The 12,682-nt window shown below is 68.5% G+C and carries 11 protein-coding genes and 1 riboswitch; of the genes, 3 read left to right on the top strand and 8 right to left on the bottom strand.

From position 1 onward, the window contains the following. Nucleotides 1-91: 91 nt before the first annotated feature. Nucleotides 92-757, bottom strand: coding sequence for an HAD-IA family hydrolase (locus FVE89_RS29030; RefSeq protein WP_161393622.1), 666 nt, complete (start codon nt 755-757; stop codon nt 92-94). Nucleotides 758-815: 58 nt separating this feature from the next. Further along, nucleotides 816-1,232, bottom strand: coding sequence for a hypothetical protein (locus tag FVE89_RS29035; RefSeq protein ID WP_246731226.1), 417 nt, complete (start codon nt 1,230-1,232; stop codon nt 816-818). A 275-nt stretch (nt 1,233-1,507) separates the two neighbouring features. On the opposite strand from FVE89_RS29035, the gene FVE89_RS29040 reads away from it, so the two are divergent. Then, on the top strand, nt 1,508-2,221 hold the full coding sequence (locus FVE89_RS29040; RefSeq protein ID WP_161393731.1) for an alpha/beta fold hydrolase: 714 nt from the start codon (nt 1,508-1,510) through the stop codon (nt 2,219-2,221). Here FVE89_RS29040 and FVE89_RS29045 read toward each other — a convergent pair. The 3 genes from FVE89_RS29045 to FVE89_RS29055 all read right to left on the bottom strand — a co-directional run bounded on the left by FVE89_RS29045 (nt 2,188) and on the right by FVE89_RS29055 (nt 5,105). Continuing rightward, nucleotides 2,188-3,570, bottom strand: coding sequence for an RluA family pseudouridine synthase (locus FVE89_RS29045; RefSeq protein ID WP_161393623.1), 1,383 nt, complete (start codon nt 3,568-3,570; stop codon nt 2,188-2,190). The two genes, FVE89_RS29040 and FVE89_RS29045, sit on opposite strands and share 34 nt — an antisense overlap. Before the next feature lie 348 nt (nt 3,571-3,918). Continuing rightward, on the bottom strand, nt 3,919-4,437 hold the full coding sequence (locus FVE89_RS29050) for a HigA family addiction module antitoxin (RefSeq protein WP_246731227.1): 519 nt from the start codon (nt 4,435-4,437) through the stop codon (nt 3,919-3,921). Between the two features lie 326 nt (nt 4,438-4,763). Then, entirely contained in the window at nt 4,764-5,105 is a 342-nt protein-coding gene (locus FVE89_RS29055; protein WP_161393624.1) for a HigA family addiction module antitoxin, read from the bottom strand. Nucleotides 5,106-5,630: 525 nt separating this feature from the next. After that, nucleotides 5,631-5,828: riboswitch (cobalamin riboswitch) on the top strand. 276 nt (nt 5,829-6,104) lie between these two features. Here FVE89_RS29055 and FVE89_RS29065 point away from each other — a divergent pair. Next, nucleotides 6,105-8,285, top strand: coding sequence for a TonB-dependent receptor (locus tag FVE89_RS29065; protein ID WP_161393626.1), 2,181 nt, complete (start codon nt 6,105-6,107; stop codon nt 8,283-8,285). Further along, a complete protein-coding gene (locus FVE89_RS29070) occupies nt 8,279-9,739 on the top strand; it encodes a PepSY domain-containing protein (protein WP_161393627.1) in 1,461 nt (486 codons plus the stop codon). The genes FVE89_RS29065 and FVE89_RS29070 overlap by 7 nt, the downstream gene beginning before the upstream one ends. 201 nt (nt 9,740-9,940) lie before the next feature. Here the strand turns inward: FVE89_RS29070 and FVE89_RS29075 are convergent, their stop codons facing one another. The 3 genes from FVE89_RS29075 to FVE89_RS29085 all read right to left on the bottom strand — a co-directional run bounded on the left by FVE89_RS29075 (nt 9,941) and on the right by FVE89_RS29085 (nt 12,587). Next, the gene (locus FVE89_RS29075) at nt 9,941-10,324 is read right to left on the bottom strand and encodes a response regulator (protein WP_161393628.1); all 384 of its coding nucleotides are present in this window, start codon (nt 10,322-10,324) and stop codon (nt 9,941-9,943) included. Between the two features lie 65 nt (nt 10,325-10,389). After that, on the bottom strand, nt 10,390-11,766 hold the full coding sequence (locus FVE89_RS29080; RefSeq protein WP_161393629.1) for a PAS domain S-box protein: 1,377 nt from the start codon (nt 11,764-11,766) through the stop codon (nt 10,390-10,392). Then, nucleotides 11,763-12,587 (bottom strand): PAS domain-containing protein, encoded by an 825-nt coding sequence (locus tag FVE89_RS29085; protein WP_161393630.1) that lies wholly within the window; start codon nt 12,585-12,587, stop codon nt 11,763-11,765. The genes FVE89_RS29080 and FVE89_RS29085 overlap by 4 nt, the downstream gene beginning before the upstream one ends. Nucleotides 12,588-12,682: the final 95 nt, after the last annotated feature.

A 12,682-nucleotide genomic window follows, 5' to 3' on the forward strand; every position in this document is an offset into this window, starting at 1 on the left:
ACGGACTCCAGGGCTCTGCCCTGGACCCGCGACGGGTCCCGACCTTTCGAAACCTGGACTGGAGCTGCCCGCACGCCCGTCAAACAGGGTCTCAGGGACGCGGCGCCACGGCGTCGAGGAGCCGGGCCTCCAGTGCTCCGGCGCTCGGCACCACGGTGGCGGCCCCCGCTCCGTAGAGTGCCTCGGGCGGGTGGTAGCCCCAGGCCACGCCGACGGCCTCGGCACCCGCCGCGACCCCCATGGCGATGTCGAAGGTGGTGTCGCCGACCATCACGGTGGCCTCCGGCGGACAGCCCGCTTCGTCCATGGCCTGCTGCAGCATGGTCGGATCGGGCTTGGACGGCGCGTCGTCGGCGCTCTGCGTGGTGACGAACCAGTCGGTCCAGCCGTGATGCGCGACGAGCCGGTCGACCCCGCGCCGCGACTTGCCGGTGGCCAGCCCGATCAGCACGTCGTCGCGCGCCCGCAGCCGGGCCAGGAGATCGGCCATCCCGGGGAACAGCGGCTCCTCGTAGGCAGGATCGAGCCGGAGCCGGTTGTAGGCCAGCTTGTAGCTCTCGGAGAGTTCGGCGACCGGCCCATCCTCCCCGACGAGGCGGCGGAACGCCTGCGGCAGCGAGAGGCCCACGACCGACAGGGCCTCCCGTCGCCCGGGGGCGGGCAGGCCGTTCTCCGCGAAGGCGAGCCCCTGCGCCGCGACGATCAGGTGTTGGCTGTCGACGAGCGTTCCATCGACATCGAAGACCACCAGCCTCATCGCCGGTCCCGGGCCGATGAGGGGCCGACCGATCGGGATGCGCGCCTCCCGAACAGCGTCACGGCTTCCGGCCCGGCTGCGCCGCCTGTCCGGCCGGCTGCCCGCTGGATTGACCCGCAGATTGACCCGCAGATTGACCCGCAGATTGACCCGATTGACCGCGGGTCCGCTCGTAGCCGAGTCGGCAGCGGATCAGGAAGCGTCGGCGCTTGCCCCCGCGCAGCCCGCGCTGATGCGAGGCGCGATTGCAGGCCGCGTAGGAGCGGCGGCGGCGCTCGACCCGGGCGCTCGTGCCCGGCCGCGCCTGCACGGGCGCCGCCTCGCCGGGCGCCGCGGACGAATGCGGCATCGCGGTCTCGACCGGTTTGGCGCCGGTCGACGGGAGCGCCGGCTTGGACGCCTCGCCCGGAGCCGCCTGTGCGATCGGCCCAACGAGGCACAGGGCGGCGAGGCAGGCCAGCATCGCGAGCTTCATGCGTCAGGGTCTCGATCCGGGGAAGACGGCCGCGACGGATCCGCGGCGCGGGGCAGCATATGAGGCGGCGGCTCCGCTTGCCAAGACCTTGCCAAAACTCCGCCTGCGCGGGCTCCCCGCGCCGGGACTTATTTGCCAAAACTCCCTTGGCGACGCTCCCTGGCCGAGGGGTGGGCAAGACAGGAAACCCGGGCCGCATCCGGATCGTGATCCGCGTACGGCCGGCGCTGAGACCGGGCGCGAACGCGGCCGAGCGATGACAGGTTGATCCCGTGATGAATCTTCTGCTGCTTCCGGGCTTCATGACGGACCGCGACCTGTGGTCGGATCTCGCCGACGACCTCTCGCAGGTCGGCCCGATCACGTACGGCGATCCGAGCCGGGACGCCACGATTGGCGCCATGGCGGAGCGAGCGATCGCCGAGGCGCCGGACCGATTCGCCCTGGTGGGCTTCTCCATGGGCGGCTACGTGGCCCGCGCCATCGCCCGCCGCGTGCCGGACCGGGTGCGCGCCCTCGTGCTCATCGCCACCTCGGCCCGGGCCGACACGCCGGCTCAGGCGCAGCGGAAGGCCGCCGCGGTCGCCCATGTGCGCCAGCGGGGCTTCGCCGGGCTCAGCCGGGGCGCGATCCTGCAATCGGTGCATCCGGCGCGCGCGGGCGATGCCGCGCTGATCGCGCGCATCCGGGCGATGGGCGACCGGCTCGGCGGCGAAGTCTTCCTGCGTCAGGCCGGGCAGGCCCGCGAGACCGACCGCGAACAGCTCGGGCGGATCGCCTGCCCGACCCTCGTGGTCGCGGCCGCGCAGGACGCCCTGCGCAGCCTCGACGAGGCGCGGGAACTCCGGGACGGCATACCCGGCGCGACCCTGACGGTGATCGAGGGGTCGGGCCACATGCTGCCGCTGGAAGCCCCCGACGCCCTGGCGGCGGCGATCGTGCCCTGGCTGCGCGCTCAGGCCTCCGGCGCCTCGACGATCGGGTCGTAGCGGGCGGCGTCGAAGCCGAGCAGGTTCCAGCTCTGGGCCATGTGGGGCGGCAGCGGCGCGCTGACGTCCACGGGCTTGCCGGTGCGCGGGTGCGGGATCACGATCCGCCGGGCCAGCAGGTGGAGGCGGTTCTGGATGCCGCCCGGCAGTTCCCAGTTCTCGACCGAGAAATATTTGGGGTCTCCCACGATCGGATGGCCGATATGGGCCGCGTGGGCGCGCAGCTGGTGGGTACGGCCCGTCACCGGCTTGAACGACAGCCAGGACAGCTTCTGGGCCGCCTGATCGACCATCGCGTAGTAGGTCAGCGCGTGGCTCGCCCCCTCGTCGCCGTGCTTGGCGACCCGCATCCGCGCGTCGGCATCGGTCGGCTCCTCCTTGGCGAGATAGGTCGAGACGCGCCCCTGGCGCACCCGCGGCACCCCGGCGGTGAGCGCCCAGTAGATTTTTCGCGCGGCGCGCGAGCGAAAACTCTTGGCGAGCGTCGCGGCGGCCAGCCGGGTCTTGGCGACGATCAGGCAGCCGGCCGTATCCTTGTCGAGCCGGTGGACGAGGCGCGGCTTCTGGCCGTCCGGGCCGGTGAGCGCCGCGAGCAGCCCGTCCACGTGCCGGACCGTCCCCGAACCGCCCTGGACCGCGAGGCCGAAGGGCTTGTTGAGGATCATCATGTCGGCATCCTCGTAGAGGATCAGCGACCGGATGAATTCGGCGTCGTCCTGCTCGCGCGCGGCGTTGCGCGGCCGCTCCGAGGGCTGGTCGAGGCGCAGCGGCGGCACGCGCACGCTCATGCCCGGCTCCAGCCGGTCATTGGGCTTGGCGCGCTTGCCGTCGACCCGCAATTCGCCCTTGCGGACGATGCTCTGCACGCGGGTGAAGGGCAGGAGCGGGAACCGGGCGGTGAGGAACCGGTCGATGCGCATGCCGGCCTCATCCGGCTCGACCGTGAGGGTCTGCACGCCGGAGGCGAGGGTCGCGGAGGCGGCGGCACGCTGCTCACGCCGGGTCGGGGCGGGCTGCGGGGCAGGGGCACGCTCGGCCGGACCCGGCCGTGGCGCGGGCTTGATCCCGGACCGGGATGGCCCCTTCCGCGGGGCGGCGGCTTGGCCCCGCGCCTCGCCGGAGGCCGCGCGGGGCGTCGACGGCTTCGGGGCTGCGGCCGCCCGATCGGCGGTGCGGGCGGTCCAGGGGTCGCGGGTGCCGGCGTCGTCGCCGCGGTTCCGGGCGGCGCGTTCGGCAGCGTCGCGGGCGCTGGTGCGCGGGCCCGTGCGGGCGCGCCCGTCAGCGCGCGGGGCGCCGGGCGGGGATCTGCGTCCCTTCGGGCCGCCGCGTGAGGGGGGTCGTGTCGTCATGACTCTGCCAGAACCCGTCGCCGTTGCGGACGGACCATCCGGGCGCAACGCCCGCCGCTTCGCGGGATCGTGCACACCGAGGAAAGGGACGCTCTAGCATCGCCGACAGGCCGCGGCAAAGGCGCGATGCCGGGGCAGGGCGATCCAGCCGCGCAGCGATACGCGCTCCTCATCGCCACCGCCACGACGATCGACCTGCTGCGCAACAGGCACGAGACCGATCGCGTTGCGATCGGGCGTCGCTTCGGGCCTCTGGTTCAGCGCGCTCCTGTTCCGGCGGAGTGCGCTCTCGCGCGGCGCGGGCTTCGGCCGTCAGGCTATCCTGCTTCGATCCCCGATCATCGGCGATCAGGCCAGGGCCGAGCTCCGTCTGACGACCGTCCGCATCGGGATATCGGCCGGTTGCTGCGCGGATCCGGGCATCGGGGCTCTTGCCTTGGCGGCGAGTTCGGTCCGGAGCGGTTGGAATTGCTTGCGCGCTTCGGCGATATCGAACTGGGTTTGCATGTCCATCAGCGTTTCCATCTCGATGCCGAACACCGTCTCGATGCGGAACGCCAATTCAGCAGTCAGGGGAACCTTCTCGTTCAGGAAATCGAACAGGGCCTGCCGCGGAACGTCCAGCAGGCTGGCGGCGTCCATGACGGTCAAGTCGCGCGGCTCGATCACATTTCGAAGGACGTAGCCGCCGGGATGCCCGGGATTTTGAAGTCGATAGCTCATGATTGGCATATCTTCCTCGAGAGATACTTTCGATTTATCGGCCTGATAGCCGTAGACCGAAATCAGCGCCCAGAAAGCGTCTGCCCTTCCCGATAGATGAAGCAGATGACCGTATGACGCAGAACCTTTCAAACGGTTCCACAATCAAAATATCACAAAGTATGAACTTCTTTCCGTGATGAGACGATCTGATTTTGATCAAGTCGTATTATAAAAAATTCTACCGAATCGATATTTTGAAACTACCCGTTTTTGAAAAGCTTGAATATCGTTTCTGCGTGATCGCCTCGCGAGCAGCGATACACGCGCCGGAGCGGGTCAATGTCGCTGCGCTCACCCCCGCCACAGGACGAACGGACGCGCGCTCACCGCAACAATACCAGGGAGCCGTTCCTGCTTCGACCAGATTGGGAACAGCGCTGGATCATCCGCGGCGGGCGCGCCATCTAAATGGTTCTGTCCCGCGGCCTTCAGGCAACTGATCGGCGCGAGAACTTGTTCGGCTGCGAGCCTTGCTTACCGACCAGATGAAGCTGAGCGGCGCGGTCGCGCTGACGCAGGATCGCGAGATCGAAGCGCGTCTGCATTTCCATCAAGGCTTCTGCGTTGAACCCGAAAGCTTTCTCGATTTGGAAGGCGATCTCGACCGTCAGACTCGCCCGCTCTGCCAGGAAGTCGGACAACCCCTGCCGTGTCACACCCAGTGCCGCGGCGGCCCCCATAATCGTCAGATTACGCGGCTCGAAAATCTTGCGGCGGACGAAGCCGCCGGGGTGAAAAGGCTTCGCCAGTGTGTAACCCGCATTCATCATACAGTCCCTTCCAGTTTTTGTGCGATAACTAAGCCAAACCCACCTACTTCAACTTTAGCGACACGGGGACAAATTTTTAGATTTGTTACTCGGCACATGCGCTCCGAAGACAAATTTTACGATAACGGGCCCGCTTTAGTCACGTGAAATGATGTTCAGTTCCTTGATGCATAACACACGTTTTTTATTCTTATTACCGAGAAATCTCAGCAGTCGTATTCTTTTATGCTGTATTCGTGTGGTCAGATGCTGAGAGGCGGGTGAGTTAACAAGCTCGCGAACACACGTCAAGCAATCAGAGGCTGATGGCGGCGAATTTTCTGCAGCTTTTCATAGGATGTGCTCGGGTTACAAATCCGCGTTGAGGCTAAATTCTTCGGAATGCTTAGATAGCTTGAGCGAACTTTGATAGACAGATAGCCAGATTAGGGGCATCCTGATCCCGTATCCGCCCTTGAAATCGTTCCGCGTCGCGCCAACACGTCGCCAGAGATATCCACAAACTTGACGTTAAGGGGCGAGACACCCAAACACGACCGTGACGGTTCCCCTCGGGGATCAAAAGGGAACGCGGTGAGGGACACGTCCCGAAGCCGCGGCTGCCCCCGCAACTGTAAGCGGAGAGCCCTTCACCACCACGTCACTGGATCGACAGATCCGGGAAGACGGTGCCAGGGCGACGACCCGCGAGCCAGGAGACCTGCCGTCAGCCGTGGTCACACGCGAAACGCGTCGGGCGGGGTGTCCTGACGGGTGTCGAGACGCCCGTGCGTGAGCGCGGTCGGCGAGGCCTCGTTCGCGGTGACGTGCCACAGAAAGCGCGCCCGCGACGCCTGATCCGATGTCCATCCGTGCCACCGCGATCCCGTTTCCGCCCATTCGGCGCGCCGTTGGGCTCCCGGATACGCCGAAGCTTGCGGATGGCTTCGCATGCGTAATGTTATTACGATGCGGTGATGGATATCAGGCTGCCGCGATCGCGCCAGGATCCCAGCCCTCATGCCGTCCTCGATTCATCGCGCCCGCTCCGGCGCCGCTCCGCTTTGCGGTCTCCTCCTCGCGTTCCTGGCCAGTCCGGCTGCCGCGCAGGAGACTGTCACCCTGGACCAGCTCTCCGTCGAGGGTGAGGGTGGGGACCCGAACCGCGCCAGCCCGACCGGCCTCAACCTGCGCACCCGGGACCGGACCGCGAGCCGGATCGGCCTGACGCCGCTGGGGACGCCGGCCAGCCTCGACATCGTGTCGGGCGAGACCGCGCGGCTGCGCGGCCAGGACACGATCGCCGAGGCCGTGACCCAGGACGCCACCGGCATCACCACGATCGCAGCGCCCGGAAACGGCAACGGCGCGTTCACGTCCCGCGGCTTCGCGGGGCCGAACTCGATTCAGCAGCTCTACGACGGAACGCGCTTCTTCGTGGGCGCCAACACCGTGACCTTCCCGTTCGATACGTGGAACGTCGAGCGGATCCAGGTGCTGCGCGGGCCGTCCTCGGTGCTCTACGGCGACGGTGCAATCGGCGGCGTGATTAACGTCGTGCCGAAGAAGCCGGTCTTCGTGCCGATCAATGCCGCCCGCGCGATCGTGGGCACCGACGGCGTGGCGCGCCTCGCCCTCGATTCCGGCGGCGCGCTGGGCCAAGCGGAATTCGGCGACACCTTCGCGTATCGCCTCACCGTCAGCGGCAACCGCGGCGACGGCTGGATCCGGCCGGAGGGCGACTTCCGCAACCTCGCGGTCTCGGCCGCCCTGCTGTTCCAGCCGAGCCCGGACCTCGCCTTCACCCTGAGCCACGATATCGGCTATCAGGAGCCCACGCGCTACTGGGGCACGCCGCTGGTCGAGGGACGGATCCCGGACCTGATCCGGTTCCGCAACTACAACGTCCGAGACCCAAAGATTACCTGGGCCGACAACTGGACCCAGTTCAAGACCGAGTGGACCCCCTCGGCCGACGTCACGATCCGCAACACCGCCTACCGGCTCACCAGCCGGCGCCACTGGCTCGATGCCGAGCAGTATTCCTACAACCGCGGCACCGGGCTGGTGGACCGGGGAGACTATCTCGAGATCTATCACGGCCAGGAGCAGGTCGGGGACCGGCTCGACGCGACCGTCCGGGGCAGCCTGTTCGGGTTGCCGAACCAATTCGTAGCCGGCTTCGACGTGAACCACATCGACTTCCGGCACACCAACAACTTCAATTTCGGCCAGACGACCAGCGTGCCGCTCACCGGCTACGATCCGGGCTTCTTCCCGCAGAACGGCCGGGCGCGTCCGGCCTATGCCACGCAGACGAATCAGGCCTCGGTCTTCGCCGAAGACCGGGTGATCCTCGCGGAAAACCTCTCGCTCCTCACGGGCGTGCGCCTCGACGTGCCGACGCTGAACCGGGAGGATCTGCAGACCGGCTCGCGGTTCGCGAAGACCTACCGCGCGCTCGGCTACCGGTTCGGCCTCGTCTACAACCCGACGCCGGACAGCGCGCTCTACACCCAGTACAGCGTCGCCGCCGACCCGGTGAACAGCCTGATCACGCTGTCGCAGTCGCTCGCGGGCTTCAGGCTCGCCACCGGCGATCAGATCGAGATCGGCGCCAAGGGGCTGGCCCTCGACGGCGCGCTGGACTGGACGATTGCCGGCTACCGGATCGTCAAGGACAACCTGATCTCGGCCGTGCCGGGACAGCCGACGCTCTCCGCGCAGGTGGGCAGCCAGTCGTCGCAGGGGTTCGAGCTGGCGCTCGGCTGGCATTTCGCTCCGGGCTGGCGGCTCGACGGCAACTTGGCGCTCCTGCACGCGCAGTACGACACGTTCAGCCAGACGGCGAACGGCGCCACCGTCTCGTATGCCGGAAACCAGCCGATCGACGTGCCCGAGCGGGTGGCCAACCTCTGGCTGACCTGGGACCTCGACCGCGACTGGACCGCGCGGGTCGGGCTCCAGAACGTCGGCCAAGTCTACAGCGACTTCGCCAACACGGCGCGGCGGCCGGCCTACAATCTCGTCAATCTCGTGCTCGACCATCAGGTCACGGCGGAGTCACGCCTGTCCGTGCGCGTCTACAACCTGTTCGACAAGGTTTACGCGATCTCGGGCAACGCCGCGAACGGAATCGGCACCAACTGGCTGCTCGGGCGACCGCGCTCGGTCGAGGTCGCCTATACCGTGACGTGGTGAGGCGACAGCTCGGCAAGGCGGGGCGGCGCTGGCTGCTCCTGATCCACCGCTGGGCCGGGATCACCGCGGGGCTGTTCTTCGCCCTGTGGGTCTTTTCCGGGCTGGTGATGCTCTCCGTGCCGTTCCCGGCGCTTACCCAGCCCGAGCGCCTGGCGCGGCTCGCCCCGATCGCGTGGGATCAGGTCACGGTCGCGCCGGATGACGCGCTCCGCCGCGGAGGGCTCGCCGGCGTGCCGGCCGAATTCGGGTTGGAGATGCGGGCCGACGAGCCGGTCTATCGGATCGCCGGCCACGACGGCACCCGAGCGACGGTCTCGGCACGGACCGGCGCCCACCTCGGCCCGTTGACGCCCGCAGAGGCGCGGCATCTCGTGGCCGGCGGGGCACCGGAGGCGCATGTCGAGACGGTCGAGCGCGATCAATGGACCGTGACGGCCCGCTACGACCCGCTCCGGCCGTTCCTGAAAGTCGCTCTCGGGGATGCGGCCGGGACCGAACTCTACGTCTCGCAGGTCACCGGCGCGATCGCTCTCGACACGACCCGGTCCGAACGGGCCTGGAACTGGGTCGGCGCGGTGACGCACTGGATCTACCTGACGCCGCTGCGCGCCCGCGCGGAGCTGTGGCGAACGGTGCTTCTGTGGCTCTCGGGCTTCGCGGCCCTCGGCGCGCTGAGCGGGCTCACGATCGGGATCTGGCGCCTGCGCCTCCGGCGGCGCTACGCGGGCGGGTCGGTGACGCCCTATCGCGGGCTCGCGCGCTGGCATCACCTGTTCGGCCTCGCGGGCGGTCTCGGGCTGAGCACGTTCATCGTCAGCGGCTGGATCTCGATGAACCCGAACCGCTGGTTCGCCGCATCCAGCCCGCCCGCGGAGCTGCGCGCCGCCTATGCGGGAACCCCGCCGGCCCTGGGGCTCGACCCGGGGCGCCTGCGTGACTTCGCCGTGCCGGATACGCGCGCCCTGCGGTTTGCGGCCATCGGCAGCCGCTGGTGGGTCATCGCCGAAGAGATCGACGGACCTCGCGCGGTAGGGGAAGACGGGGCGACCGCCCTCGATGCGCGCACCATCGCGGCTGCCGCACAGGGTTTCGCGGACGCTCCCCTGCGATCGATGCGCCGGCTAACGGCTTACGACGCCTACTGGTACCCGCACGGGACCGATCTCCGGCCGCTTCCGGTGCTGCGCCTGCGCTTCGGCGACCGGGCAGCCACGTGGCTCCACGTCGATCCCCGGGACGGCACGATCCTCCAGCGCCTGGACCGCTCCGGGCGCATCAATCGCTGGCTGTTCGACGCCCCGCATCGGCTCGACCTGCCAGGGCTCACCGGCAATCGGTACCTGCACGATGCGGCCCAGTGGATCCTGAACCTCCTGGCAGCCGGGATCGTGGTGACGGGCCTCGTTGCGGGCTGGCGCCGGCTGCGGCGGATCCTCGTCGCGCGAAGGCGGTGACGCAGGTGTTGTCGGGTGATCGGAGCCGGCGCCGTGGCTGCGTCCGATCGAGGCCGTGCAGAAAGCCGCCGGTCAACCGCCACCTTCGGCTCAGGGTGGCTCACGGCCGGTCCGCTTCCGAGCCGCGCGGGCCCCGAAGCGGAGTTCGCTGTTCCGGTCGCTCCCGATCCAACCCGGATCGTTTGAGCGTCCCTGGCCGGGCTACGCGACTCCGGATAGCAGTTTCAGGACGGCTCGCACCAGTTCCGCCTTCAAGTACGGCTTCTCCAGCCGCGGGTGGCCGCGGCAGACGTCCGCGCCGGCCATCTTCACGTCCCCTGTGGCGAACAGGTACGGCACCTTGAGAGCGTCCAGTTCGGAGGCGACCGGGTACACGGTGTGACCGCCGCCCAGGTTGACGTCGAGCACGGCAGCGTCGGGACGCCCCTGGTCGATCAGATCGAGAGCCCGTTCCACGGTCGGGACAGGCCCGAGCACCTCGGAGCCGGCGGCCTGAAGCCAGCGCTTCACCTCGGTGGCGATGAGGTACTCGTCCTCCACCACGAGGATGCGATGGCCGGCGAGTGGCGGAACAGCGTCGGGCACGACCCCTCCGGAACCCTGGGTGCTCGACGGGTCAATCCCGCCACGCCCCATGATGTTCGCTCCGGTCAGGCCAAGGGCATCTCGATCCGGCAGCGCACGCCGTCCGGGCCCAGGGCGTAATCGACCGTCGCCTCAAGCGCGTAGGCCAGCGCTTCCTGGATCAGCTCCGTCCCGTAGCCCCGGCGCGTGATCTTGTCCGGTTCGATCGCAACGCCGCTCTCGACCCAATTCAGCGCCAGCCGGCGACGCTCGCGTCGGTCCAGCACACTATCCCAGCTGATGACGAGCCGGCCGGTGTCACTCTTCAGGGCCCCGTACTTCACCGCATTCGTGGTCAGCTCATGCAGGGCCAGCGCGAAGTTCTGCATCTGCCGCGCCGTGAGATGGACCGTCGGCCCCGAGATCGTAATCCGATCGTCCGCTCCATCCGCGTGCGCGGCCAGCTCGGCGCGCGCGAGTGCGCCGACTTCGACCGTGTCGCTGCCCGTCTGACTGAGCAGCCCCTGGGCCCGGCTCAGGGCCTGCAACCGCTCCTCGAACGCCTCGACTGACCCGCCCTGCTTCACCGTCCGGTCCGCGACGGCGGTGATGACGCCGAGGAGGTTGCGCGAGCGGTGCTGCAATTCGTTGACGAGGATCTCCTGGCGGCTCTGCAAGTCGTGCAGTTCGTGGATGTCGATGGCGGCGCCGAACCAGCGCGTGATCGCACCATCCGCGCCCCGGACCGGCACGTGGCGGACGAGGTGCCAGCGGTAATCGCCTTCCTGCTGGCGGTTGCGCTGCTGGCGCTCCAGGGGCTCGCCGGTCGCGAGGGCGTGCGCGAAGGCCGCCAACGCCGCGTCCCGATCGTCGGGGTGGATGGCGTCGAGCAAGCCGAAGGCGTGATCCTCATCCGCTCGCTGGCCTGTGTGGCGCTGCCATTCCTGATCGGCGATGACGATACGCCCCTCGGGATCGATCGACCACAGCATGGCGGGGACGAGTTCGATCATCAGCCGGTTGCGCTCCTCGCTCTCGCGCAGCGCCACCTCGGCGCGCTTGCGCTCGGTGATGTTGGTGAAGAGAACCGCCACCCGATTGCGGTCGCGATCGAGCGTGAAGATGTTGAGGTCGAACACGCGATTCAGCGTCGGCTCAGCCTCCTCGACGCGGATCGCCTGGCCGGTGTCCACCGCCTGCCCGTAGAGCTGCGTCCAGCGGGGATTGGGCTTGCCGAGCAGTTCAGTGGCAGTCCGGCCGACCGGCCAGGGCATGCCGGTATGGGCGATGAACGCCGGGTTGACCTCGACGAAGCGGAAATCGACCCAGGCGCCCGCCTCGTCCTTCAGCACGTCGACGACGGCGTAAGCCTCATCCATCGACTCGAACAGGGCCCGGTAGCGTTCCTCGCTCTCACGCAGGGCTGCCTCGGCGCGCTTGCGCGCGTCGATGTCGATGTTCATCCCCGCCCACGTCTCGATGGCCCCCTGCGCATTGCGGACCGGAGCGGCGCGGACGTTGGTCCAGCGCCAGCCCCCGTCGGGGCACGCAGGCGAAACTCGGCGTTCACCAGCCCGCGCCCCGCGGTCGCCTCTCGCCACTGCCGCTCGGCAAAGGCCCGGTCGGCAGGGTGGATCGCATCCAACCAACCGTAGCCAAGCCACTCCTCCAGGGTCTGCCCCGTATAGGCTCGCCAGCTCGGGCTGTCGGTGACGACGACGCCGTCAGCGTCGGTCTCCCACTCGGCCTGCGTCCAGCTCTCGATCAGAAGGCGGTGCCGCGCCTCGCTCGCGCGAAGCGCCTGCTCCGCCAAGTGTTGTGCTGTCGTCTCCTTCAGGGTCCAGAGAACGCCGGCAACCACCCCGGCCTCGTCCCGGATCGGCGCATAATCCGCATCGAACCACGCATCCTCCAGCCGGCCCTGCCGGAGCACGGGATACCGTTGCGCCGGCAGCCGCGACGACCTCCCGGCCATGCCGGCGGCGAGGTCGCCCTCGAAGACGGCGCGCGACCGGGCAAAGGTCTCGTAGGCGGACCGGCCCAAGGCCACCGTGCGATGCTCTCGAAGCAGTTCGGTGAAGCTGTCGTTGTAGAGGTGGATCGCCTCCGGTCCCCAGACCAGGCTCATCATGCTCGGCGAGCCGAGCATCAGGTCGACGATCGTCTTCAGGCTCTGCGGCCAGCGCGCGATCGGTCCCAGCGGCGTCGACGCCCAATCGAAATCACGGATGCGTCCGGCCATCTCGCCGTCGCCGACGGGCCATTGCGTGCCAACCTGTGCCATCTCTCCACGAAGGGGGCGAAACCGCACGGGTCAATTGATCCACATCAGTTTTTGCCCGATCGGCTCGCCGATGAGTGAGTGTCGGCGTGCATCCG

It is taken from the genome of Methylobacterium sp. 2A, assembly GCF_009806555.1.
Taxonomy (GTDB): domain Bacteria; phylum Pseudomonadota; class Alphaproteobacteria; order Rhizobiales; family Beijerinckiaceae; genus Methylobacterium.

Excerpts from the sequence above, each read along its gene's own strand:
- FVE89_RS29030 (WP_161393622.1), bottom strand. The coding sequence starts at position 757 with ATGAGGCTGGTGGTCTTCGATGTCGATGGAACGCTCGTCGACAGCCAA.
- FVE89_RS29035 (WP_246731226.1), bottom strand. The coding sequence starts at position 1,232 with ATGAAGCTCGCGATGCTGGCCTGCCTCGCCGCCCTGTGCCTCGTTGGG.
- FVE89_RS29040 (WP_161393731.1), top strand. The coding sequence starts at position 1,508 with ATGAATCTTCTGCTGCTTCCGGGCTTCATGACGGACCGCGACCTGTGG.
- FVE89_RS29045 (WP_161393623.1), bottom strand. The coding sequence starts at position 3,570 with ATGACGACACGACCCCCCTCACGCGGCGGCCCGAAGGGACGCAGATCC.
- FVE89_RS29055 (WP_161393624.1), bottom strand. The coding sequence starts at position 5,105 with ATGATGAATGCGGGTTACACACTGGCGAAGCCTTTTCACCCCGGCGGC.
- FVE89_RS29065 (WP_161393626.1), top strand. The coding sequence starts at position 6,105 with ATGCCGTCCTCGATTCATCGCGCCCGCTCCGGCGCCGCTCCGCTTTGC.
- FVE89_RS29080 (WP_161393629.1), bottom strand. The coding sequence starts at position 11,766 with ATGAACATCGACATCGACGCGCGCAAGCGCGCCGAGGCAGCCCTGCGT.
- FVE89_RS29085 (WP_161393630.1), bottom strand. The coding sequence starts at position 12,587 with ATGGCACAGGTTGGCACGCAATGGCCCGTCGGCGACGGCGAGATGGCC.